Below are 22,942 nucleotides of genomic sequence, written 5' to 3' on the forward strand. Positions count from 1 at the left end.
GCACCGCCGTCCGCTGGCGGCGCGCAGGCTCGACAAGGCAGCCGCTTTGCCAGTAAGCTGCGGCACGAACTACACCAGATTAGCCAGAGGACACCGTTGCAAGCGCGGGACGCACACGCCAATGTTTTTTTCGTAGGGCTCATGGGGGCAGGCAAAACCACTGTGGGTCGGGCGGTTGCGCGCCGTCTCGAGCGCCCGTTCTTCGATTCCGACCATGAAATCGAGGCACGCACGGGCGCGCGCATTCCGGTGATCTTCGAAATGGAAGGCGAGGCCGGCTTTCGTGATCGCGAAGCGAGCGTGATCTCCGATCTGACCGGGCGCGACAATATCGTGCTCGCCACCGGTGGCGGTGCGGTCCTGAGGCCGGAAAACCGCGAAGCGCTGAAAAGCCGCGGCCTCGTGATCTATCTTCGCGCCAATCCGCACGACCTGTGGCTGCGCACGCGGCGCGACAAGAATCGCCCGCTGCTGCAGACGGAAGACCCCAAGGCGCGCCTCGAAGCGCTCTACGAAGTGCGCGACCCGCTGTACCGCGAATGCGCACATTTCGTGATTGAAACCGGCCGGCCCTCGGTCAACGGACTCGTCAACATGGTTCTGATGCAGCTCGAGATGGCCGGCGTCGCCAAACATCCTGCGTCATAATGGACCGTATGATTACCGTCAACGTCGAACTGGGCGAGCGCGCCTACCCCATCCACATCGGTGCCGACCTGATCGGCCAGACCGGGTTGTTCGCGCCGCATATCGCCGGCAACTCGGTCACGATCGTCACCAATAGCACCGTCGATCCGCTGTACGGCGACAAGCTGCGCGCGGCGCTCGCGCCGCTGAACAAGCAGGTGTCCACGGTCGTTTTGCCGGACGGCGAAGCGCACAAGAATCTCCAGACGCTGAATCTGATCTTCGACGCGCTGCTCGGCTCGCGCGCCGATCGCAAGACCACGCTGATCGCGCTCGGCGGCGGCGTGATCGGCGATATGACCGGGTTTGCCGCCGCCTGCTACATGCGCGGCGTGCCGTTCATCCAGGTGCCGACCACGTTGCTGTCGCAGGTGGATTCGTCGGTGGGCGGCAAGACCGGCATCAACCATCCGCTCGGCAAGAACATGATCGGCGCGTTCTACCAGCCGCAGGCGGTGATCGCCGACATCGGCGCGTTGCGTACGCTGCCCGGGCGTGAACTCGCGGCGGGCCTCGCCGAGGTCATCAAGACTGGCGCGATCGCCGACGACGGCTTTTTCAGCTGGATCGAGGCCAATATCGACGCCTTGAACCGCTGCGAGCCGGAGGCAATGGCCGAGGCGGTCAAGCGCTCGTGCGAGATCAAGGCATCGGTGGTCGCGCAAGACGAGCGTGAAGGCGGTCTGCGCGCCATTCTCAACTTCGGCCACACGTTCGGTCATGCGATCGAAGCCGGGCTCGGCTACGGCGAGTGGCTGCACGGCGAGGCGGTCGGCTGCGGAATGGTGATGGCGGCGGATCTGTCCGTGCGCCTCGGCCATCTCGACGAAGCGTCGCGCAAGCGGCTCGTCGATGTGGTGCTTGCCGCTCATCTGCCCACGCGTGCGCCCGCGCTCGGCGCGGATCGTTACGTCGAGCTGATGCAGATCGATAAGAAAGCCGAAGCCGGCGCGATCAAGTTCATCCTGCTGAAGCGTTTCGGTGAGACGCTGATCACCCCGGCGCCCGACGCCGAAGTGCATGCGACGCTGGCCGCCGCCGTCTAGACTCACCACGGCCCTGCAGCCACGCTTCACGCACGCGCGTCACGAGGCGCCGCCCATGTTTCGGAGAACCCGGTGACTGACAGGCGCAGCGACGATATCCAGCATGACCCGAGCGCGCATGCGGCCGCCGGAAACGGCGCCGTCAGCGCCATCGTCGCGGACACCACTGCGGCCGTTGCAGCACCCGCCGTCGCCGTGCCGACCCAACAGGCGCTCGAAGCGCATCTCGCACCGTACGCGGCGCACTCGAGTCAATCGCGCGGGCGTCGCTATCCGGAAGCCGCGCCGAGCGCGCGCACCGAGTTTCAGCGCGACCGCGACCGCATCGTCCACTCGACCGCATTCCGGCGGCTCGAGTACAAGACCCAGGTATTCGTCAATCACGAGGGCGACCTGTTTCGCACGCGCCTCACCCATAGCCTCGAAGTTGCGCAGATCGCGCGGTCGGTCGCGCGCAATCTGCGCGTCAATGAAGATCTCGTCGAAGCGATTTCGCTGGCGCACGATCTCGGTCATACGCCGTTCGGCCATGCCGGCCAGGATGCCTTGAACGAATGCATGCGCGAGCACGGCGGCTTCGAACACAACCTGCAAAGCCTCGCGGTCGTCGACGAACTCGAAGAGCACTACGGAGCGTTCAATGGATTGAACCTGTGCTTCGAGACGCGCGAGGGCATCCTCAAGCATTGCTCGCGTGACAACGCGCGCCGGCTCGGTGCATTGGGTGAGCGTTTTCTCGAAGGACGGCAGCCATCGCTCGAAGCGCAGATTGCCAACGTCGCCGATGAAATCGCGTACAACAATCACGACGTCGACGACGGTTTGCGCTCCGGCCTGTTGACGCTCGAGCAGCTCGCCGAAGTTGAACTCTGGCAGACGCACTGCGAGGCGGCGCGCGCCGACTATCCGCAGATCGAAGGACGCCGGCTGATTCACGAGACGGTGCGGCGCGTGATCAATACGCTGATCGTTGATCTGATCGAGACGACGCGGGCCAATCTCGCGCGCTACGCGCCCGCGTCACTCGCTGACGTGCGCGCAGCGCCGCCGCTCGTCGCGCACAGCGATGCGATCGCCGCGCAGGCCGCGGCGCTCAAGCGCTTTCTGTTCAGAAACATGTACCGCCACTATCGCGTGATGCGCATGGCCAACAAGGCGCGCCGCGTCGTGGTCGGCCTGTTCGATGCATTCACCGACGACCCACGACTGCTGCCGCCGGACTACCAGTCGACCGATGCGGCGCGTCAGCCGCGTCTGATCGCGCATTACATCGCGGGGATGACCGATCGCTACGCGCTAAAGGAGTATCGGCGATTGTTCGTGATCGACGATAACTAGGCGCTGGCGGCGAGGGGCGTGACGAGGCTCAGCCTTGCCATCTTCGAAGCGGCCGTCGAGCCGCTTCTTTCTGTCAGCGCCTTCAGGCCGCGCAAGCCAGCGTCATCGTGAGCGCGACGCGAACAGCGCCCCCAGCAGCAACGCAACCCCGCCGACGATAGCAATCGTCTGCCACGGATTCTCATGCACGTAGTGATCGGCGTCCGAGATCGCGACGCCCGCGCGGTCGCGCATCGCGTCGCGCGTGTCGTTCAGGCGCTCGCGCGCGGCGTCCAGTTGTTTGCGCAATTTGCCGCGCAATGCCACTGCGTCGGCCTGGGTGCCGTCGGCCAACGTCGATTCGAGTTCCGACAGCAGGGTGCGCAACTCGACCGCGATATCTTCGGCCGCATGGCGGCTGTGGCGAGCGATGCGCCGCGCTCGGCGACTCGCGCTGGTCCAGGATTCGCCGAGGGCGTCTCGCGTATTTGGAAGTGCTGTCATGGTCGCTCCGTCGATGAGTTGAAAGGCTCCGCGCATCGTCGCGCGGACACGCTATGCGCAGTCGTAGTATCACTGCCGCAGCGTAGGAAATGCCATCTGAACGCAACTTCGATGCCACGCGCCGCATCGCCCACAACGTAGCACGCGTGCGGAGCGCGACAGAACGGACCGGCGCGTATCGTCGCCCGATATTGCACACGGGCGTGCCTGATTCGCGTCAATTTTACAAACGCTCGTGCCGCATGATGCGGCCATCCTGGCGCTGGCGCAACGCCAAATGAAAACGCCGTCATCGGCTCGATGACGGCGTTCCCCAGGCCGCGAAAATTCGACTACCCTAATTCAAGTCACCCGCTCTCGCGAAGCGTTAGAAACGGTAACCGATGTTGACGTAAGTGACGATCGGGTTCAGCTTGATCTTGGTCTGCGAGGTCACGGTCAGCGGGCCGACCGGCGTGGTCGCCTGCGAGGTCAGCTTCGCGGTCGTGCTGAGAGGCAGGTACGAGATCGACACGCCGGCGTACCAGTGCTGAGTGATGTTGTACGTGAAGCCCGCATTAAACACAGGTTCCCACGAACTATCCGTTGACACGCTGGTCGGACCATGCAGAACGTTGGCCTGGAATGCGCTGTTGGTGATCTCCTCGCCGGTGAACCAGATGCGGCTCACACCGACACCGAGATACGGCCGGAACGTAGCGGTCGGCGCGTTGAAGTAGTACTTGAACAGCAGAGTCGGGCTCCACTGTTTCGCCTGCCCGATCTTGCCGAACTGCGCCAGATTACCCGTGCCGTACAGGTTGAAATTAGGCGGGACGCCAATGACGAATTCAGTTGCGATATGGTCGGTAACAAAATAGCCGGCGGTGAAACCGATGGTGTCGGCCGAATCCAGCGAGGCCCCGGTGTTGGGTTCGGTGATGTTGGTCGGACTACCACCGATGCTGGTCACGGTCAGCGGATCGCTACTCGATTGGGGCGCCAGATGGAACCAGCCCGTTGAGAGGTAAATGCTGCCGGCCGATTGTGCGTGCGCTGCCGTGCTCATGCAGGCTAGCGCCGCCACCCCCATTACGGCCTGTTTTAATTTCATATGTGCTCCTCCAAAAAAGGCCCGCTCATTATGACTAGAACGTATGAAACAAACCATACGCGGCGGTTAGAGTTTTCTCCCTAAGCGCCGCGTGCTTTCTGGCTTGGCCGCATGGCGCCGAACCTCGCGCGCATGCGGTTCTTCGGACCTTCGGGTATATACCAACGCGACTATTGGACACTTCAGCATGGCACGGCTTGCACGTCTTTATGTCCCCGACCAGCCGCAACACGTCATCCTCCGCGGGCTCGACCAGCAACCCGCCTTCGTCGACGACCAGGACTACGAGCTTTTCATCGACTGTCTGAAGGCGGCTTCGCGGGACCATCACCTCTCTATCCACGCTTACGCCTTGATGCCGGGCGCCGTGCAACTGCTCGTCACCCCCACCGAGGAGTCGAGCCTGCCTAAGGCGATGCAGGCGGTCGGGCGGCGCTACGTCGCGCACTTCAACCGGCGCTATGCGCGTCGCGGCACCCTGTGGGAAGGTCGTTATCGGGCCACGGTGATCGAAGGCGAGCGTTACTTCCTGCTCGCGAGCCGGGTCGTCGAAATGTGTCCGGTGCGCGCCCAGGTGGTCAACGCGGCCGAGGACTATCGCTGGTCGAGCTATCGTCATCACATCGGCCTGACGCTCGACAGCCTGATTACGGATCACCCCCTCTACTGGTCGCTCGGCAATACGCCGTTCGAGCGACAGCGCGCGTATCGCGACCTGTGCGAGCAGCCGCTCGACGAGCGCGAGGCGAGTCAGCTCCAGCAAGCCACATTGAAGGGCTGGGTGCTCGGCAGCGACACCTACCGCGAATGGGCGGCGCGCGCCGCGAACCGGCGCGTGTCACCGCTGCCGCGTGGCCGGCCTCGCAAGGTGCGCGAGACGCCGCATACGCAGTGAGGAGTCGCTGTGGCGAGACCATGGCGACGCCGATAGAGCCGCTTTAAATCCGAATAAAGCGTTTTGCATCAAGGGGCTGCATGAAGACGGCATTTCGTATGCCGTTTTCTTTTGCCCCATTTTGATGTGGCACCAATAAAAATTAGCCGCGATGCACCAATTTGATAATTGGGGGCTGATCACCATGATTTATTTGCTATTCCATTGATTCGTCGCGTATATTCCGATTTCCGACGCTTTTCGACACGCGCAGTTCTGCTGCGATACGAGCGCCGTCGCGGTTGCGAAGCGCACTGCGGCAAAAAAAGAATGGTTTAACGGCCTGTCCGGCCTCCTCACAGACGGTGTCCCCATGAACGACCACCAGCAACCGATTCACCCGGTTCCCGCCGCCCAAGGTCTGTACGACCCGCAAAACGAGCATGACGCCTGCGGCGTCGGCTTCGTCGCTCATATCAAGGGCAAGAAGAGTCACGAAATCATCCAGCAGGGCCTGAAGATTCTCGAGAACCTCGACCACCGGGGCGCCGTCGGCGCCGATCCGCTGATGGGCGATGGCGCGGGCATCCTGATCCAGATTCCGGACGGCTTCTATCGCGAAGAGATGGCGCGGCAAGGCGTGACGCTGCCGCCGGCTGGCGAATACGGCGTCGGTATGATCTTCCTGCCGAAGGAGCACGCATCGCGCATCGCCTGCGAACAGGAGCTGGAGCGTACGGTGAAGGCCGAAGGTCAGGTCGTGCTCGGCTGGCGCGATGTGCCGGTCGACCACGCCATGCCGATCTCGCCGACCGTGAAGGCTAGCGAGCCGCTGATCCGCCAGATCTTCATCGGCCGCGGCAAGGACATCATGGTGACCGACGCGCTCGAGCGGAAGCTGTACATCATCCGCAAGACCGCGAGCCACCGTATCCAGGCGCTCAAGCTCAAGCACGGCAAGGAATATTTCGTGCCGTCGATGTCGGCGCGCACCGTCGTCTACAAGGGTCTGCTGCTCGCGGGCCAGGTCGGCGTGTACTACCGCGACCTGCAGGACGACCGCACCATCTCGGCGCTCGCCCTCGTGCACCAGCGCTTCTCGACCAACACGTTCCCGGCGTGGGAACTCGCCCACCCGTACCGCATGATCGCCCACAACGGCGAAATCAACACGGTGAAGGGCAACGTCAACTGGCTGAACGCGCGTACCGGCGCGATCGCCTCGCACGTGCTCGGCGACGATCTGCCGAAGCTGTGGCCGCTGATCTATCCGGGCCAATCGGATACGGCATCGTTCGACAACTGTCTCGAGCTGCTGGTGATGGCCGGCTACCCGCTCGTCCACGCCATGATGATGATGATCCCGGAAGCCTGGGAACAGCACACGTTGATGGACGAAAACCGCCGCGCGTTCTACGAATACCACGCTGCCATGATGGAGCCGTGGGACGGCCCCGCCGCGATCGCGTTCACCGACGGCCGCCAGATCGGCGCGACGCTCGACCGTAACGGTCTGCGCCCGGCGCGCTACATCGTCACCGACGACGACCTCGTCATCATGGCGTCGGAAGCCGGCACGCTGCCGATCCCCGAGTCGAAGATCGTCAAGAAGTGGCGTCTGCAGCCGGGCAAGATGTTCCTGATCGACATGGAGCACGGCCGCATCATCGACGACAAGGAACTGAAGGACAACCTCGCGAACGCCAAGCCGTACAAGAGCTGGATCGACGCCGTGCGCATCAAGCTCGACGAGATCGAGCCGAAGGCCGAGGACGTCGTGACGGAACGCCGCGAAGCCGCTGCGCTGCTGGATCGCCAGCAGGCGTTCGGCTACACGCAGGAAGACCTGAAATTCCTGATGGCGCCGATGGCGCAAGCGGGCGAGGAAGCCGTCGGCTCGATGGGCAACGACTCGCCGCTCGCGGTCATGTCCAACAAGAACAAGACGCTCTACCACTACTTCAAGCAGCTGTTCGCGCAGGTCACGAACCCGCCGATCGACCCGATCCGTGAAAACATGGTGATGTCGCTCGTGTCGTTCATCGGCCCGAAGCCGAACCTGCTCGACACGAACAACATCAACCCGCCGATGCGTCTCGAAGTGTCGCAGCCGGTGCTCGACTTCAAGGACATCGCGAAGATCCGCGCGATCGATCAGTACACGGGCGGCAAGTTCAGTTCGTACGAACTGAACATCTGCTATCCGGTCGCCTGGGGCAAGGAAGGCATCGAAGCGCGTCTCGCGTCGCTGTGCGCGGAAGCCGTCGATGCGGTCAAGTCCGGCTACAACATGCTGATCGTGTCGGACCGCAAGACCGACCGCGACAACGTCGCGATTCCGGCGCTGCTCGCGACCGCCGCGATCCACACGCACCTCGTGCAGCAAGGGCTGCGCACCAGCACGGGTCTCGTCGTCGAAACCGGTTCGGCGCGTGAAACGCATCACTTCGCGCTGCTCGCGGGCTATGGCGCGGAAGCCGTGCACCCGTACCTCGCGATGGAAACGCTGAGCCAGCTCGCGGCCGGCCTGAAGGGTGACCTGTCGGCTGAGAAGGCGGTCTACAACTTCACCAAGGCAGTCGGCAAGGGCCTGCAGAAGGTCATGTCGAAGATGGGCATTTCGACCTACATGTCGTACACCGGCGCGCAGATTTTCGAAGCGGTCGGTCTCGCCTCGGATCTCGTGGCGAAGTACTTCCACGGCACGTCGTCGAAGGTCGGCGGCATCGGTCTGTTCGACGTCGCGGAAGAAGCGATCCGTCTGCACCGCGAAGCGTTCGGCGACAACCCGGTCCTCGCGAACATGCTCGACGCGGGCGGTGAGTACGCCTACCGCGTGCGCGGCGAAGAACACATGTGGACGCCGGATGCGATCGCCAAGCTGCAGCACTCGGCGCGCAGTAACTCGTACCAGACGTACAAGGAATATGCGCATCTGATCAACGATCAGACGAAGCGCCATATGACCTTCCGCGGCCTGTTCGAGTTCAAGTTCGATCCGACCAAGGCAATCCCGCTCGACGAAGTCGAATCGGCGAAGGAAATCGTCAAGCGCTTCGCGACCGGCGCGATGTCGATGGGCTCGATCAGCACCGAAGCGCACTCCACGCTCGCCGTCGCGATGAACCGCATCGGCGGCAAGTCGAACACCGGTGAAGGCGGCGAAGACGCGAACCGTTATCGCAACGAGCTGCGCGGCATTCCGATCAAGAACGGCGACACGATGAAGTCCGTGATCGGCGACGAAGTGGTCGTCGATATTCCGCTCAAGGAAGGCGATTCGCTGCGCTCGCGCATCAAGCAGGTCGCGTCGGGTCGCTTCGGCGTGACGGCGGAGTACCTCGCGTCGGCCGACCAGATCCAGATCAAGATGGCGCAGGGCGCGAAGCCGGGTGAAGGCGGTCAGCTGCCGGGCCACAAGGTGTCGGACTACATCGGCAAGCTGCGTTACTCGGTGCCGGGTGTCGGCCTGATCTCGCCGCCGCCGCACCACGACATCTACTCGATCGAAGATCTGGCACAACTGATTCACGACCTGAAGAACGTGAACGCGTCGTCGAGCATCTCGGTGAAGCTCGTGTCGGAGTCGGGCGTCGGCACGGTTGCCGCGGGTGTCGCGAAGGCGAAGGCCGATCACGTCGTGATCGCCGGTCATGACGGTGGCACGGGTGCGTCGCCGCTGTCGTCGATCAAGCATGCGGGCACGCCGTGGGAACTGGGTCTCGCCGAAACGCAGCAGACCCTGGTGCTGAACCAGCTGCGCGGCCGTATCCGCGTGCAGGCCGACGGTCAGATGAAGACCGGCCGCGACGTCGTGATCGGCGCGCTGCTCGGCGCGGACGAGTTCGGCTTCGCGACGGCGCCGCTCGTCGTCGAAGGCTGCATCATGATGCGCAAGTGCCATCTGAACACGTGCCCGGTCGGCGTTGCGACGCAAGATCCGGTGCTGCGCGCGAAGTTCCAGGGCCAGCCGGAACACGTCGTGAACTTCTTCTTCTTCGTTGCGGAAGAAGCGCGCGAAATCATGGCGCAACTCGGTATCCGCAAGTTCGACGACCTGATCGGCCGCGCGGAACTGCTCGACACGAAGAAGGGCATCGAGCACTGGAAGGCGAAGGGTCTCGACTTCTCGCGCGTGTTCTATCAACCGCAGGTTCCGGCCGAAGTCGCGCGCAAGCACGTCGACGTCCAGGATCACGGTCTCGACCGCGCGCTCGACCACGTGCTGATCGAGAAGGCGAAGGCCGCGATCGAGAAGGGCGAGCACGTGTCGTTCATCCAGCCGGTGCGCAACGTGAACCGTACCGTCGGCGCGATGCTGTCGGGCACGATCGCGAAGAAGTTCGGTCACGATGGCCTCGCGGACGACGCGATCCACATCCAGCTGAAAGGCACCGCGGGTCAGAGCTTCGGCGCGTTCCTCGCGAAGGGCGTCACGCTGGATCTGGTCGGCGACGGTAACGACTACGTCGGCAAGGGCCTGTCGGGCGGCCGCATCATCATCCGTCCGACCAACGATTTCCGCGGCAAGTCGGAAGAGAACATCATCTGCGGCAACACGGTGATGTACGGCGCGATCGATGGCGAAGCCTTCTTCCGCGGCGTGGCGGGCGAGCGCTTCTGCGTGCGTAACTCGGGCGCGACGGCGGTTGTCGAAGGCACGGGCGACCACGGTTGCGAATACATGACGGGCGGCACGGTGGTCGTGCTCGGCGAGACGGGCCGTAACTTCGCGGCCGGTATGTCGGGCGGCGTCGCGTACGTGTTCGATCCGGACAGCACGTTCGCGGGCAAGTGCAACAAGTCGATGGTCGCGCTCGACCCGGTGCTGCAGCAGGCCGAACAGGAACGCACGGTCGACAAGGGCGTGTGGCATCGCGGCACGACTGACGAAGCGCTGCTCAAGGGCCTCATCGAGCGTCACTTCCAATTTACGGGCTCGCCGCGTGCGAAGGCGCTGCTCGAAAACTGGGACGCGGCACGCCGTCAATTCGTGAAGGTGTTCCCGACCGAATACAAGCGCGCGCTCGGCGAACTCGCCGCCAAGAAGGCGAACAGCGAAGTGCTCGCCGCCTGAGCTGCCGGCACGGAAGTCACATTTAGACGTACCCGCCGCGTTCCGATCAATTGACGCGCGGCGGGTCCAGATTACCCCTAGATACAGATAGAGAAGAGAACCACATGGGCAAGGCAACCGGTTTTCTCGAGTTCGAACGTCGCCACGAGACGTACGAGGCTCCGCTCACGCGTGTGAAGCACTACAAGGAATTCGTCGCGGCGCTGACCGACGACGAAGCGAAGATTCAAGGCGCACGTTGCATGGATTGCGGCATTCCGTTCTGCAACAACGGCTGCCCGGTCAACAACATCATCCCGGACTTCAACGACCTGGTGTTCCGTCAGGACTGGAAGAACGCGATCGAAGTGCTGCACTCCACGAACAATTTCCCCGAGTTCACGGGCCGCATCTGCCCGGCGCCGTGCGAAGCGGCATGCACGCTCGGCATCAACGACGACCCGGTCGGCATCAAGTCGATCGAGCACGCGATCATCGACAAAGCCTGGACCGAAGGCTGGGTCGCGCCGCAAACGCCGAAGCACAAGACCGGCAAGAAGGTCGCCGTGGTCGGCTCGGGCCCCGCGGGTCTCGCGGCTGCGCAGCAACTCGCGCGCGCCGGTCATGACGTGACGGTGTTCGAGAAGAACGACCGTGTCGGCGGCCTGCTGCGTTATGGCATCCCCGACTTCAAGCTGGAGAAGTGGCAGATCGACCGCCGCATGCGTCAGATGGAAGCCGAAGGCGTGACGTTCCGCACCAACGTGTTCATCGGCAAGCCGGACTCGCTGCCGACGCACATCGGCAACACCGCGAAGGAAACCATCACGCCGGCCGAGCTGAACGAGCAGTTCGACGCGGTCGTGATTGCCGGCGGTTCGGAAACGCCGCGCGATCTGCCGGTGCCGGGCCGCGAGCTCGAAGGCGTGTACTACGCGATGGAATTCCTGCCGCAGCAGAACAAGGTCAACGCCGGCGACAAGGTGCCGAACCAGCTGATCGCGAAGGGCAAGCACGTCGTCGTGATCGGCGGTGGCGACACCGGTTCGGACTGCGTGGGCACATCGAACCGTCATGGCGCGAAGAGCGTCACGCAGTTCGAACTGCTGCCGCAACCGCCGGAAGAAGAGAACAAGCCGCTGGTGTGGCCGTACTGGCCGATCAAGCTGCGCACGTCGTCCTCGCATGAGGAAGGCTGCGAGCGCGATTGGGCGGTCGCGACCAAGCGCCTCGAAGGCAAGAACGGCAAGGTCGAGAAGCTGATCGCCGCGCGCGTCGAATGGAAAGACGGCAAGATGGTCGAAGTGCCGAACTCCGAATTCGAAATGAAGGCCGACCTCGTGCTGCTCGCGATGGGCTTCACGCAGCCGGTGTCGCCGGTGCTCGAAGCGTTCGGCGTCGACAAGGATGCGCGCGGCAACGTGCGCGCCGCGACCGAGGGCGACAAGGCGTACTACACGTCGGTGGACAAGGTGTTCACGGCGGGCGACATGCGCCGTGGCCAGTCGCTGGTCGTGTGGGCGATCCGCGAAGGCCGTCAGTGCGCGCGTTCGGTTGATGCGTTCCTGATGGGTCATTCGGAACTGCCGCGTTAAACGTCTTCAGCCGGTGTGCCAGGTTTCTTGCAGGCCGTGCACGCCGGCAACGATTTGCAGGAAGACGTGGAGACGACAAGGCACCCCATGAAGGGTGTCTGTAGCGTTAAAGCGATGCAGTGAAAATAGAAGCCGGGCTCGCCTGAATGGGGGAGCCCGGTTTTCTTTTGGGTGGTCGCGGGACGTTATGACCGTCTCATTTGCGATAGCGCGCCAGCGTCAGGCCATCGAGATCGATCTCCGGCTTGCGCTGTGTGATCAGATCCGCGACCACACGCCCCGAGCCCATCGACATGGCCCAGCCGGTCGAGCCGTGTCCGAGGTTCAGCCATAAGTTATCGATGTTGCACGGGCCGAGCAGCGGGGCGCCATCGGGCGTCATCGGCCGGCGGCCGACCCAGAAGTGCGCGGAAGTCGGATTGGCCGCGTGCGGAAACCAGTCGCGCAGCACCGTGAGCAGCGTTTGCAGCGCCTGCTCGCGCAGCGTCGTCTGGCGGTTGCCAAGCTCCGCCGTGCCCGCGATGCGCAGGTTGTTGCCGAAGCGCGTGATCGCCGTCTTCAACGATTCGTCCATCAGCGCCGCACGCGGCGCTTTTTCTTCGTCGGTCACGGGCAGCGTCGCCGAATAGCCCTTCACCGGATAGAGCGGCACCTTCACGCCGAGCGGCGCGAGCAGCGTCGCGCTATCGACACCGAGCGCGACGACCACCGCGTCGGCCGGCAGCGTCTGTCCGTCGCGCTCGCTGTGAATGTGCACCCCGCGCACGGTCGCGCCCGCGACATCGAGCGACGTGACGCGCGTGTCGAAGCGAAAGCTCACGCCAGTGCGCTCGCAGATCGCGCGCAACTCGCGGGTGAAGCGCGCGCAGTCGCCGGCTTCGTCGTCGGGCAGGTAGAGGCCGGAGAACGGCGCCTGCGCCGCCCAGCGCAGCCCCGGCTCGATCTCCGCACACTGCGCGGCGCTGACTTCCCGATGCGCGATGCCCGCATCGCGCAGCACCGCGAGCGCCGGCTGGGCGAGCTCGACGTCGTACTCGCTGCGAAACAGTTGCAGATAGCCCTGGCTGCGGCCGTAGTCGAACGGATGACGGCCGCGGAATTCATGCAGGCACGCGCGGCTGTAGTACGCGATGCGCTGCATTCGCTGCTTGTTCACGCGAAAGCGTTCGAGGTCGCACTCGCGCAGCCAGCGCGCGATCCAGCGCCATTGGGCCGGATCGAACGTGGGCCGGAAGATGAGCGGCGAGGCGGGCTTGAACAGGTACTTGAGGATTTTCGTCGGCATGCCGGGCGCGGCCCACGGCGTCACGTAGCCCGGCGCGATCACGCCGGCGTTGCCGAAACTCGTGGACAAGGCGACGTCGGGTTCGCGCTCGATCACCGTCACATCGCAGCCTTGCTGGCACAGATAAAAAGCGGTGGCGACGCCGATCACGCCACCACCGAGTACGATCGTTTTCATGATTGGGGAGCGGCGATTTCAGACGATCTCATGCGGCGGCGCGGCTCGCGCCGAGGACCTTGCCCTTCGTTTCCGGCAGGCACAACGCGGCGACGATCACGAGCAGATACCCTGAGCCCGCGACGATGCCCATTGCTTTCACGAGCGTCATCGTCTGCGCGAAGATGCCGACGAGTATCGGGAAGAACGAGCCGAGCCCGCGCCCGAGGTTGTAGCAGAAGCCTTGCCCCGAGCCGCGGATCTCATTCGGATACAGCTCCGACAGATACGCGCCGATGCCCGCGAAAATGCCCTGCACGACGATGCCGAGCGGGAAGCCGAGCGCGAGCATCATCGTGTCGGTGATCGGCAGCATCGTGTAGACCATGCCGAGCACGAACGAGCCGACCGCGAACAGCACGAACGACGCGCGCCGGCCGATCCTGTCGCACAGAATCGCGCCGACGATATAGCCGGCGAACGAACCGACGATCAGCACGATCAGATAGCCGCTCGTGTTGAACACCGACAGATGGCGCACGGTTTTCAGATAGGTGGGCAGCCACGTCGTGATCGCATAGTAGCCGCCGAGCATGCCGGTGCACAGCGCGCTGCCGAGCAGTGTCGTCTTCAGATGCGCGGCCGAGAAGATCTGCATGAAGTGCGCGGTGTTGAAGCCGCTTTCGCGCGCGCGACGCGTCGCGAGAAAGATCTCGGGGTCGCTGACGTTGCGGCGGATATAGATGATCCACGCGGCGGGCAGCAGGCCCACCCAGAAGCACGCACGCCACGCGTACTGTTCCGGCAGCAGCGCGAACGCCGCCCAATAGACGATCGCCGCGGTCGCCCAGCCGAACGACCAGCTGCTCTGCACGGTGCCGACCGCTTTCGCGCGATGCTGCGGCGAGCGGATCGTCTCCGCCATCATGATCGTCACGACCGACCATTCGCCGCCGAAGCCGATGCCCTGCAGCGTGCGTGTGGTAAGCAACTGCCAGAACGACTGCGTGAAGCCCGACAGGAACGTGAAGATCGCAAAGGTGGCGATCGTCCATTGCAGCACACGGATGCGGCCGTGGCGATCGGCGAGAATGCCCGCGAGCCAGCCGCCGATCGCCGACGAAATCAGCGAGCTGGTGGCGATCATGCCCGCTTCGCTTTTGCTCATGCCCCATGTCGCGATCAGCGTCGGAATCAGGAACGAGTAGATCATGAAGTCGAATGCGTCGACCGCGTAGCCGCCGAATCCGGCGTAAAGTGTGCGACGCTCGCGCGGGGTCAGCTCGGTGAACCATTGGAGAGAAGACATGTTTTGTTGTGGTCTCCAGGTTTCTTTTGCCTGCGGGGGCTGGATGGTAGGGTGTCCGTATTCTACGAGGATGCCGCGTCGTGCCGCCAGTTGGGGCCAAAAATGGCATCGATGCGGTAACAGACGCTAAGGCAACGCAAACGTAAGGAAATCAGTGGCACATGCGTGCGGAGCGACGAATCACGTGGCTCGCGTGCTCGCGTGCTCGCGCGCCGTCGCGGCCCGATGCGCGCGGCATGGATCGGAGGGCAACCGTCCCTCTTTTTTTCTTACTAACCCCTACGATGTAACGCAAAACTTATTGGTCACCGTTAAACTGCGTCTGCAGCCCGGCTGCCCCACCCATTCTTCCTAGACACCTGCCGCCCCCGATGTCCGTTATTGCGAAATACCGTTCGCCTTTCCGCGCCGCTGCGAGCACGACCGTGCCCGTGAAGCGGGACATGCTGGGCGAACCGTCGGCGGGGCGGCGGCGCTTTCTCAAGGGCTCGGCGGGGGCGATGCTGGCCGCGGGTTTCGGCAGCACGCTGCTGTCAGCGTGCGGCGGCAGTCTCGAAGTGGATCAGCCGGAGACGCCGCGCCTCGTGTCGGTTACCAATTTCCGCGATGTCGGCGGCGCGGGTGCCGGCTATCTGACTGTCGACGGCAAGCAGATGCGGCGCGGCGTGTTCTATCGCGCGAACGTGCTGACGCTGAGCGGCACGGACGCGGCGACGCTCGACAAGCTCGGCATCGTGTCGGTCTACGACCTGCGCACGCCCGCCGAAATCACGCGCACCGCCGACGTGCTGCCGATGGGCGCGACTTCGTCCACGCTGAACGTGCTCGGCACCAACGACTTCATCGCGCCCCCGGTCGAAACCGCCGCCGACGCCGTCGCGTTCATGCAGGCGCAGGCGCGCGCGTATGTGACGGGTGCCCCGCAGCGAGCCGCTTTTGGCGCGCTGCTCGGTGCGCTCGCCAATGGCACGGGCGCGCAGCTGTTCCATTCGAATGCGGGCAAGGATCGCACCGGCTGGGTCGCGGCGCTATTGCTCAGCATCGCGAATGTGCCGCTCGATGTGATCCTGCAGGACTATGTGCTGAGCAACGTCTATCTCGGGTCATCGATCGCCGCGCAAACCAGCACGCTGCGCGCGCAGCAAGGCGCGGCCATCGCGACGGCGAGAGCGCCTTTGCTCGACGTCGACGAGAATTATCTGCAAGCGGGCTTCGACCAGGTGCAAGCGAGCTACGGCACGATGACGAGCTATCTGACGCAAGGCCTCGGTCTTGCCACGGCGACCATCGAGGCGCTGCACAATCGGCTCGTGCATTGACGCGCTTCTAACTTTCCGACGGCGCAAAAAAAAGTCCGCCCCAGGGGTGCGGGCGGACCGGGAAGGGCGGCATCGAGGTTGCCAGGTGCGACTATAAGGCCATCGCCCCCGCCAGAGTCGGTGCGGTAAGGACCGGAAAGTACCTCGGTCCGCTCACCGTTCGCTGCCTGCGTCCATCCTCATGACAGTGCCGGATCCACCGGCAATTCGATCCGTACGTCGAGCCCGCCGCGCGCGTGATTGCGCACGAGGCAGCGTCCGCCGCGATCGTGCGCGAGCCGCGCGACGATCGCGAGACCGAGTCCGCAATGGCCCTCGCCGCCACGCGCGGCATCGAGCCGCACGAACGGCTTCATCGCCGCGGCGATGCGGTCGTCGGGAATGCCGGGGCCATGATCGCGCACGCTGATGCTCCAATGACGATCGTTGCGCGCGGTTGAAATTTCCACCGGTGCCATGCCGTGTTCGAGCGCGTTGTCGACGAGGTTCGTCACGAGCCGGTCGAGCAGCGTGCGCGGCAGCGTGAACGAGGGGCCGGCGCGTAGATCGAGCGCGAACAATGGGGGTTCGGCGGCTTCGGTGGCGCTAGCGGTGTCCACGGCTTCGGGCATTTCCGCGACCTCGGCGGCTTGCGTGGAGTCACCCGAGGAAAACTGCTCGCGCAAGAACTCGTCGACTTCGACGGGGGGGCCGGCGTCCGCCGATTGACCCGCGAATTCGAGAAACTGCTGGACGATATTGGTCAGTGAATCCACGTCGCGGATCAGGCCCGCGCGCTCGCTTTCGTCCACCAGCACGCTCGCGCGCAGCTTCAGGCGCGTGAGCGGTGCCTTCAGATCGTGCGCGACGCCAGCGAGCATCACCGCCTGGTCGTCGCCGGCTTCGTTCAGGCGCCGCATCATGTCGTTGAACGAGCCGATCAGATCGCGCAGTTCGCGCGGGCCGTGCACCGGCACGGGTTCGGGCCGGCCGCCCGAGCCGAACGCGCGCGATGCATCGGCGACGCGCGACAACGGCCGTTGCATCTGCCACACCGCGAACAGCGACAGGATCAGCCCGGCGAGCAGCATCGAGACCGATTCGATCAGGAACCGCGGCGGCGGCGGAACGTCGGCCGGCACGACGACCCAGTTGGACTTGCCCGGAAACAATACCCACAGTTGCGGTGGGTGCAGATCGTCGACGGCGATCTGCGTGCCGGGCGGCAGATTCTCGCGCAGGTGCCGGCTCAGCTCGACCAGCATATGCTCGTGCGGCTCGCGCAGATGCACGCTGGTCGGCATGTTCCAGGTGGGCACCAGATGCACGCGCATCGCGGGCGCGAGCGCGGTGCCCTTGATCGGCTCGCCGTTGATCGCCTGCAGCACGAGCAGGATGCCGCGCGCGAAGCCGTCGATTTCATGGCGCGGCGGCTGCATCGATACCAACACGAACCAGCTCGCCTGAATCGCGAACAGCACTACCGTCGACAGCAATGCCATTCTGCCGAACAGTGTGTTCAGCGGATTTTTCATGCGCTCGGGGCGGCCTCGTCCTCGAAGGGCGTGCCGTTGGCGTCGGGCACGAACACGTAGCCCTTGCCGCGCACCGTTTGCACGTAGCACGGGTTCGACGGGTCGTTCTCGATCACGCGGCGCAGGCGCCAGATCGGCACGTCGAGGCTGCGGTCGCGGAACGCGAGGTTGTCGCGATGCACGAGATCGTGAATCAGCACGCGCGACAGCACCTTGTACGGGTTGTTGACGAAGATCTTCAGCAGCGCGAATTCGCTGTCGCGCAGCGGCAGCTTGGCGTCGTCGCGGGTCAGCGAGCGCGTGGCGAAGTCGAGTTCGAACGGACCGAAGCGATAGCGCTTGCGTGCTTCCGGCGCACTCGTAGTGGATGGCCCGCGCCGGCGCAGCACGGTCTGGATGCGCACCAGCAACTCGCGCGGATCGAACGGCTTCGTCAGATAGTCGTCCGCCCCAAGCGACAGACCGACGATGCGGTCCGCCACCGTGCCGCGCGCGGTCACGAAGATCACCGGGATGTCGTCGCCGGCGGCGCGCAACGCCGTGAGCGCGCGCAGGCCGTCGGTGTTCGGCATCATGATGTCGAGCACGACGACCGACGGCCGCTCGCGCTCGAGACGACGCTGCAAATGGGTGCCGTCATGCAGCACGGACGCATCGAAGCCGTTCGACTGCAGAAACTTGCAAAGCAGATCGCGTACGACCGGATCGTCGTCGACGATAAGGACCTGTGGATTCATGGCGAAATTCTAGACTGGCGCGCCCGACGCGCGACCGGGCATTTCCTTACCAACACTTACTGTGTACCGCGCGGCGCTGGCGGGCTCGCGCCGCGGGGGCAGATCACCGGAAGTTCAGCGCTTACTTTAGCACTGCCTGATCCCGCTACCCGCAACAACCGGCACGCGATGACAACAGTCGGCAAGCACTCGAAAGCACTCGCAAGCGCGCGGAACGGTTCGTAACAACCGCGCGAAAGCGTGCTTTGCTTCGCCCATGGTCGGCACTTGCGCGGCGCGATGATTCGTTCCGCAGCACGTCGCGCCGCACGCCGAACGAGGCCCGCAGCCTCGTCGACGGTGCGCGGCGTTCAACCGACACAGGTGCGCAAAGCGCGCCTTCGCGAGGCCCATCATGACGATCCACAACACGCTCAATTCCACGCCCTTCTCCTCGCTGGCGAATACCTCGCCTAAGGAGAAGGCCGCCACTTCAAACTCCACCGGCGCCACGGCGAAATCGCAGCAGAGCGCCGCGCTTGCGCAACCCGAGCAACGTGCGGCCGGGACGGGGCTGATCGGTCATCTGGTCAACACGACCGCGTGAGCTGACGAGGTCCGCGTGCCGTTACCAAGAACTCCTGAGCATCGGCGGCGTGCCGTGGCGTGGCTCGTTTTCGGCGTGCTGCTGCTGCCGCTCGGTGGCTGCGGCGCCGCGGCGCTGCCGTGCCGGGTCACAGCGGCGACCCTGAAGGTGCTGCCGGTCGTCGGCCATGCGGCGGCGACGCCTTTCGACATGTGCGCTTCCGCAATCGATTGAATCATGATGCTCACCCGGATGGTTTGTGCCCTGGCGCTGCTCGGCGGCGTGCTGTCGTGCGCCGCGCAGGCGCAACCCGTTGCGCGCCGCGCGAACGCGCCTAGTGCGGCCGGCGCGGCATCGAATCGTGTCGTCACCGACACGCGCCGGCGCTCGCAGGATGCGCCGTTTTCGTTTCGCGGCGTCGCGCTCGGCATCACGATCGACGAATTCCGCGCGGGCTCCGCCGTGCGCGCGACGCCGCTCGGCAGCGTGCCGATCTGCGAGACCGACGTGCAGGCCGGTGCGCTCGGTATGCGGCTGAAGTCGCCCGACAGTCTCAGCGTCGCGTGCCGCTGGGCGCATCGCGATGATGAGCGCTGGACGGTGTCGCAAGCGGTGGTCGATGGCGCGCCGGCGCTCGAACACGTGATGCGCTTCACACGCATCGACGGACAGGGTGCGCTGCGGCTCTACGAGATGTCGTTCGTGATCGACGAGCTGACCGCCGAAGATCTGCGCGACGCGCTCGAAGACCGTTACGGGCCGCCGCGTCTCGCGACGCGCAACGCCGCGGCGCCGGGTGCGATGCCGATGTACGTCTGGGAGAACGCGGTGAGTTCGATCACGCTGTGCTTTCTGCCGGGCAGCCGTAACGGCACGCTCACGTATCTGCTGAAGGGCTCGGACGCGTGGATGAAAGCGGTCCTGAGACAGTGGCAGGCAAGCGGCGCCGACGCAGGCTGACGATTGGCCGGCATGCGTGATTTCCATTCCATCTTTCTCGCCACGGAGCCAGCATGACCGCGCTACGTCTCACCCTCGCGCTCGGCGTCGCGAGTTGTTTCGCGGCCTGTTCGAGCACGCGAACCAATTCGATCGTCGAAACCCCGATGGCGCCGCCGCTCGCGTCGGTGCCGTTGAACGTCAACACCCAGGGCGCGATCTATCAGGCCGGTGCGCCGCTGCTGCTGTACGAGACGCCGCGCGCGCAGCACATCGGCGACGTGCTGACGATCCGCTTGTCGGAATCGTATAGCGGCACCAACAGCGCGAACGCTTCGGCGAGTCGCGCGAGCAGCATCACAGCAAGCGCCGCCGACCAGTCGACCAATGCCGCCGCGCGGCTCGCGAGACTGTTCAACATCGGCTCGGCCAGCACCGACTACAAAGGGCAAGGCAATCTGAGCGACATCAGCGACATGACCGGCACACTCGCCGTGACCGTGATCGGCACGGTGTCGGGCGGCAACCTCGTGGTGTCGGGCGAGAAGATGATCGCGATGAGCGGTACCCGTGACCGGCTGCGGCTGTCGGGTATCGTCAATCCAAAGGATATCGAAGCGGGGAATTACGTCGCGTCGAGCAAGGTCGCGAACGCGCGCATCGAACAGGCGGGCGTCGGCATGGTGAACGATGCGACGACGATGGGATGGTTGCAGAGGATGTTTTTGAGCGTGCTGACGTTTTGACCGTCAGCAGCGCCATGGGCTCGATCAACCTCTGCCGCTAGCCAAGCGGCGGCGCAAGCCCGCGCTCGGCCGCGCCGATCTCGCCGTCCGGCACGAACACATAGCCGCGTCCCCACACCGTCTGCACGTAGCGTGGTTCCGAAGGATCCACTTCGATCAGCCGCCGCAAACGCCAGATCGACACGTCGAGGCTGCGATTGCGGTGCGCTTCGCTATTGCCGTGCAGCTTTTCGAGCAGTTGCGCGCGCGTGAGCACGGTCATCGCGTGCGTGACGAACACCTTCAGCATCGCGAACTCGCTCGAACGCAGCGTGATGCGTTCGCCGTCGCGGCGCAGTTCGCGCGCGGGGAAGTTCACTTCGAAGCGGCCGAAATGATAGGGCGCGCGCTGCTCGGGCGCGCCCGGTGCAACGGAGCCGCGACGCCGCAGCACGGTGCGAATCCGCGCGACGAGCTCGCTTGGCTCGAACGGCTTGCCGAGATAATCGTCGGCGCCGAGTTCGAGGCCGATCACGCGATCGATCGGTTCGGCGCGCGCGGTCAGCAGGATCACGGGAATGTCGTCGCCGGCAACACGCAAGGCGCGCAGCGCGCTGATGCCGTCGAGCTCCGGCATCATGATGTCGAGCACGACTAGCGCGGGACGCTCGTGCTGCAATCGGCGCTGCAATGCCAGGCCGTTTTCGAGCGTGGCAACGTTGAAGCCGCGTCCGTGCAGATATTCGCTGACGAGCTGGCGGACGACGGGATCGTCATCGACGATCAGGATGGTCTGGTTCATTCAGGTCATCTTAGTGATGCGCGCGGGGCGCGCAAAGCGCATACCGCTTTCCATTCCTTTCCCGTGTAAGGCAGCGCAAGCAGAAGCCATGCTGCGGGGACTCAGTGGGTCGGGGGGAAGGCCTGCGAGGTTTGCAGGGTCTGCGCTTGCTGTACTTGCCGCGAAAAATCGCTGCGATCGACGACCATCCGCTCGATCAGTCCGCCGAGCTTCACCGAGGCCGATGAGAAGCGGTCGGTGTTCAGGCCGCCTGTCTGATAGCGCGCGGTGACGAGAATGCGGCCGCTCTGGATCAGCGTCAGATCGATGATCGACAGGTACTGGATCGATTCGTCGCTGAACGAGCGGCGGCCGTAGTCGATCGCGGCGTTGTAGACGAGCCGCGCCTCGCAGCCGGCGGGCGAGGTGCCCGGATTGTAGACGTCCGAACGAATCCCGCGCCGCTCGAGCGCCAACTGCAGCGCCGGCACGAAATCGCCGACCGACACGGTCGGGTTCACTTCGATACAGACGTGTTGCAGATCCGCGGGCCGTCCGTTGACGAAGGTCGGCGACGAGTAGTTCGACGCGATCGCGTAGCCGGCCTGAATCACGGAGCCGGTGGCGTCGGCGGCCTGGATCAGCGTCCAGGCGCAGCCGTGGAGCCCGAGCGTCAGCGTCGCGGCGAACGTCGCGAGCGCGGCTCGCGCGCAACGGCCGCGGGATCTCGGCGAGACGATCAGGCCCAGCCGCGCCCGAAAAGCACGCGCGCCAGCGGACGCGCGCACGATCGGCGACGAGGTCATGAGGCGGCGTCCGTTGGCGGTCACCAGAGCCTAGCGCGTCACGCGCAGTCGCAATTCGTTCTGACCTTGCACGCTCGCGGTGACGTTGACGCGCCGCGCGTCGGTGGTCACGACGAAATGCTGGCGCACCGGTGTGTTGACGTCGTGCACGACACGAGGAAAGCACGCGGCGATATCGGCGCCGAGTTCTTCGAGCGGATCGTTGACGACGCCATCGGCTTGCCAGTGCGCACGCCAGTGGCAGTCGTACGCGTGCGGGCTCGCGCGGCAATCGTCGGCATGGGCGAGACCTGGCAGTTGCGCGGCGGATTCTCCCGGCAGTTGCCGGAAATCGCCTGCATCGACGATGTGCGTGAGCGCGGCGCAGATATCAGCGGGTTGGTTCGGCTCGGCCGTTTGCGCGGCATCGACTGCATTCGTAAAGAGGAGCGCCGCGCCGCAGGCGAGCGCGATGCGCGGGAACAAAGACGGGAGCAAAGGGGAGACACAGCGGGCGAATGACATGGGCGAGAAGTCCGGAGAGCGGTTGCGATGAAAGACGTCACTGACATCAACGCAGGCCGGCGCATGGCGCGGCCCGTACGACTATCGTCGCCGCCCGCGGGCATTTTCAAAGCGCGGAACAGCTTGCCCG

Annotated in this window: 20 protein-coding genes; 11 read left to right on the forward strand and 9 right to left on the reverse strand. The window is 64.6% G+C overall.

Annotation, left to right across the window (positions count from 1 at the left end; all coding sequences use genetic code 11):
* The first annotated feature begins 96 nt into the window (after positions 1-96).
* The 3 genes from CI15_RS13075 to CI15_RS13085 all read left to right on the forward strand — a co-directional run bounded on the left by CI15_RS13075 (position 97) and on the right by CI15_RS13085 (position 3,071).
* Positions 97-648: a shikimate kinase gene (locus CI15_RS13075; RefSeq protein ID WP_062128372.1), complete on the forward strand. Its 552-nt coding sequence runs from the start codon at positions 97-99 to the stop codon at positions 646-648.
* Positions 649-656: 8 nt separating this feature from the next.
* Complete coding sequence (aroB, locus tag CI15_RS13080) at positions 657-1,733, forward strand: 3-dehydroquinate synthase (protein WP_420915857.1); 1,077 nt, start codon at positions 657-659, stop codon at positions 1,731-1,733.
* A gap of 72 nt (positions 1,734-1,805) precedes the next feature.
* Positions 1,806-3,071: a deoxyguanosinetriphosphate triphosphohydrolase gene (locus CI15_RS13085; protein ID WP_062128376.1), complete on the forward strand. Its 1,266-nt coding sequence runs from the start codon at positions 1,806-1,808 to the stop codon at positions 3,069-3,071.
* A 102-nt stretch (positions 3,072-3,173) separates the two neighbouring features.
* Here the strand turns inward: CI15_RS13085 and CI15_RS13090 are convergent, their stop codons facing one another.
* Together CI15_RS13090 and CI15_RS13095 are read right to left on the reverse strand one after the other, a co-directional pair.
* Positions 3,174-3,554 (reverse strand): ElaB/YgaM/YqjD family protein, encoded by a 381-nt coding sequence (locus CI15_RS13090; protein ID WP_062128378.1) that lies wholly within the window; start codon positions 3,552-3,554, stop codon positions 3,174-3,176.
* Positions 3,555-3,921: 367 nt separating this feature from the next.
* The gene (locus tag CI15_RS13095) at positions 3,922-4,647 is read right to left on the reverse strand and encodes an OmpW/AlkL family protein (RefSeq protein ID WP_062128380.1); all 726 of its coding nucleotides are present in this window, start codon (positions 4,645-4,647) and stop codon (positions 3,922-3,924) included.
* Between the two features lie 187 nt (positions 4,648-4,834).
* Between CI15_RS13095 and CI15_RS13100 the strand changes: the two genes are divergently transcribed.
* From CI15_RS13100 to CI15_RS13110, 3 genes are all read left to right on the forward strand, one after another.
* Positions 4,835-5,542, forward strand: a complete 708-nt coding sequence (locus tag CI15_RS13100; RefSeq protein ID WP_062128382.1) for a transposase — start codon at positions 4,835-4,837, stop codon at positions 5,540-5,542.
* Positions 5,543-5,894: 352 nt separating this feature from the next.
* Complete coding sequence (locus CI15_RS13105) at positions 5,895-10,598, forward strand: glutamate synthase-related protein (RefSeq protein WP_062128384.1); 4,704 nt, start codon at positions 5,895-5,897, stop codon at positions 10,596-10,598.
* 104 nt (positions 10,599-10,702) lie between these two features.
* Complete coding sequence (locus tag CI15_RS13110) at positions 10,703-12,172, forward strand: glutamate synthase subunit beta (protein ID WP_062128386.1); 1,470 nt, start codon at positions 10,703-10,705, stop codon at positions 12,170-12,172.
* A 196-nt stretch (positions 12,173-12,368) separates the two neighbouring features.
* Here the strand turns inward: CI15_RS13110 and CI15_RS13115 are convergent, their stop codons facing one another.
* On the reverse strand, positions 12,369-13,634 hold the full coding sequence (locus CI15_RS13115; RefSeq protein ID WP_062128388.1) for a D-amino acid dehydrogenase: 1,266 nt from the start codon (positions 13,632-13,634) through the stop codon (positions 12,369-12,371).
* Positions 13,635-13,662: 28 nt separating this feature from the next.
* Positions 13,663-14,922, reverse strand: coding sequence for an MFS transporter (locus CI15_RS13120; RefSeq protein WP_062128390.1), 1,260 nt, complete (start codon positions 14,920-14,922; stop codon positions 13,663-13,665).
* 443 nt (positions 14,923-15,365) lie between these two features.
* Between CI15_RS13120 and CI15_RS13125 the strand changes: the two genes are divergently transcribed.
* Positions 15,366-16,241, forward strand: coding sequence for a tyrosine-protein phosphatase (locus CI15_RS13125; RefSeq protein ID WP_062128574.1), 876 nt, complete (start codon positions 15,366-15,368; stop codon positions 16,239-16,241).
* Positions 16,242-16,420: 179 nt separating this feature from the next.
* On the opposite strand, the gene CI15_RS13130 is transcribed toward CI15_RS13125, so the two are convergent.
* Both CI15_RS13130 and CI15_RS13135 read right to left on the reverse strand, forming a co-directional pair.
* Positions 16,421-17,755, reverse strand: coding sequence for an ATP-binding protein (locus CI15_RS13130; protein ID WP_062128392.1), 1,335 nt, complete (start codon positions 17,753-17,755; stop codon positions 16,421-16,423).
* Entirely contained in the window at positions 17,752-18,492 is a 741-nt protein-coding gene (locus CI15_RS13135; RefSeq protein WP_062128394.1) for a response regulator, read from the reverse strand. The genes CI15_RS13130 and CI15_RS13135 overlap by 4 nt, the downstream gene beginning before the upstream one ends.
* 394 nt (positions 18,493-18,886) lie before the next feature.
* Here CI15_RS13135 and CI15_RS13140 point away from each other — a divergent pair, with 394 nt between their 5' ends.
* The 4 genes from CI15_RS13140 to CI15_RS13155 are packed head-to-tail and all read left to right on the forward strand — an operon-like array spanning position 18,887 to position 20,742.
* Complete coding sequence (locus CI15_RS13140) at positions 18,887-19,078, forward strand: hypothetical protein (protein ID WP_062128396.1); 192 nt, start codon at positions 18,887-18,889, stop codon at positions 19,076-19,078.
* A 54-nt stretch (positions 19,079-19,132) separates the two neighbouring features.
* Entirely contained in the window at positions 19,133-19,291 is a 159-nt protein-coding gene (locus tag CI15_RS37280; protein ID WP_062128398.1) for a DUF6726 family protein, read from the forward strand.
* Positions 19,292-19,294: 3 nt separating this feature from the next.
* Positions 19,295-20,017, forward strand: coding sequence for a hypothetical protein (locus tag CI15_RS13150; protein ID WP_062128399.1), 723 nt, complete (start codon positions 19,295-19,297; stop codon positions 20,015-20,017).
* A gap of 53 nt (positions 20,018-20,070) precedes the next feature.
* A complete protein-coding gene (locus CI15_RS13155) occupies positions 20,071-20,742 on the forward strand; it encodes a flagellar basal body L-ring protein FlgH (protein ID WP_062128401.1) in 672 nt (223 codons plus the stop codon).
* 37 nt (positions 20,743-20,779) lie between these two features.
* Here the strand turns inward: CI15_RS13155 and CI15_RS13160 are convergent, their stop codons facing one another.
* The 3 genes from CI15_RS13160 to CI15_RS13170 form a co-directional block, all read right to left on the reverse strand.
* Positions 20,780-21,523: a response regulator gene (locus CI15_RS13160; protein WP_062128403.1), complete on the reverse strand. Its 744-nt coding sequence runs from the start codon at positions 21,521-21,523 to the stop codon at positions 20,780-20,782.
* 101 nt (positions 21,524-21,624) lie between these two features.
* Positions 21,625-22,308: a hypothetical protein gene (locus tag CI15_RS13165; protein ID WP_062128576.1), complete on the reverse strand. Its 684-nt coding sequence runs from the start codon at positions 22,306-22,308 to the stop codon at positions 21,625-21,627.
* A gap of 30 nt (positions 22,309-22,338) precedes the next feature.
* Positions 22,339-22,812: a hypothetical protein gene (locus CI15_RS13170; protein ID WP_062128406.1), complete on the reverse strand. Its 474-nt coding sequence runs from the start codon at positions 22,810-22,812 to the stop codon at positions 22,339-22,341.
* Between the last annotated feature and the right edge of the window lie 130 nt (positions 22,813-22,942).

Origin of the sequence: Paraburkholderia monticola, from assembly GCF_001580545.1 — a bacterium.
GTDB classification, from domain to species: Bacteria; Pseudomonadota; Gammaproteobacteria; order Burkholderiales; family Burkholderiaceae; genus Paraburkholderia; species Paraburkholderia monticola.

What these genes read in the sequence shown, in the direction of transcription:
- CI15_RS13110 (WP_062128386.1), top strand. Translation starts at nt 10,703, where the DNA reads ATGGGCAAGGCAACCGGTTTTCTCGAGTTCGAACGTCGCCACGAGACG.
- CI15_RS13170 (WP_062128406.1), bottom strand. Translation starts at nt 22,812, where the DNA reads ATGTCATTCGCCCGCTGTGTCTCCCCTTTGCTCCCGTCTTTGTTCCCG.
- CI15_RS13100 (WP_062128382.1), top strand. Translation starts at nt 4,835, where the DNA reads ATGGCACGGCTTGCACGTCTTTATGTCCCCGACCAGCCGCAACACGTC.
- CI15_RS13135 (WP_062128394.1), bottom strand. Translation starts at nt 18,492, where the DNA reads ATGAATCCACAGGTCCTTATCGTCGACGACGATCCGGTCGTACGCGAT.
- CI15_RS13140 (WP_062128396.1), top strand. Translation starts at nt 18,887, where the DNA reads ATGACGATCCACAACACGCTCAATTCCACGCCCTTCTCCTCGCTGGCG.
- CI15_RS13125 (WP_062128574.1), top strand. Translation starts at nt 15,366, where the DNA reads ATGCTGGGCGAACCGTCGGCGGGGCGGCGGCGCTTTCTCAAGGGCTCG.
- CI15_RS13090 (WP_062128378.1), bottom strand. Translation starts at nt 3,554, where the DNA reads ATGACAGCACTTCCAAATACGCGAGACGCCCTCGGCGAATCCTGGACC.
- CI15_RS13095 (WP_062128380.1), bottom strand. Translation starts at nt 4,647, where the DNA reads ATGAAATTAAAACAGGCCGTAATGGGGGTGGCGGCGCTAGCCTGCATG.
- aroB (WP_420915857.1), top strand. Translation starts at nt 657, where the DNA reads ATGATTACCGTCAACGTCGAACTGGGCGAGCGCGCCTACCCCATCCAC.
- CI15_RS13130 (WP_062128392.1), bottom strand. Translation starts at nt 17,755, where the DNA reads ATGAAAAATCCGCTGAACACACTGTTCGGCAGAATGGCATTGCTGTCG.
- CI15_RS13150 (WP_062128399.1), top strand. Translation starts at nt 19,295, where the DNA reads ATGATGCTCACCCGGATGGTTTGTGCCCTGGCGCTGCTCGGCGGCGTG.
- CI15_RS13165 (WP_062128576.1), bottom strand. Translation starts at nt 22,308, where the DNA reads ATGACCTCGTCGCCGATCGTGCGCGCGTCCGCTGGCGCGCGTGCTTTT.
- CI15_RS13105 (WP_062128384.1), top strand. Translation starts at nt 5,895, where the DNA reads ATGAACGACCACCAGCAACCGATTCACCCGGTTCCCGCCGCCCAAGGT.
- CI15_RS13120 (WP_062128390.1), bottom strand. Translation starts at nt 14,922, where the DNA reads ATGTCTTCTCTCCAATGGTTCACCGAGCTGACCCCGCGCGAGCGTCGC.
- CI15_RS13115 (WP_062128388.1), bottom strand. Translation starts at nt 13,634, where the DNA reads ATGAAAACGATCGTACTCGGTGGTGGCGTGATCGGCGTCGCCACCGCT.
- CI15_RS13155 (WP_062128401.1), top strand. Translation starts at nt 20,071, where the DNA reads ATGACCGCGCTACGTCTCACCCTCGCGCTCGGCGTCGCGAGTTGTTTC.
- CI15_RS13160 (WP_062128403.1), bottom strand. Translation starts at nt 21,523, where the DNA reads ATGAACCAGACCATCCTGATCGTCGATGACGATCCCGTCGTCCGCCAG.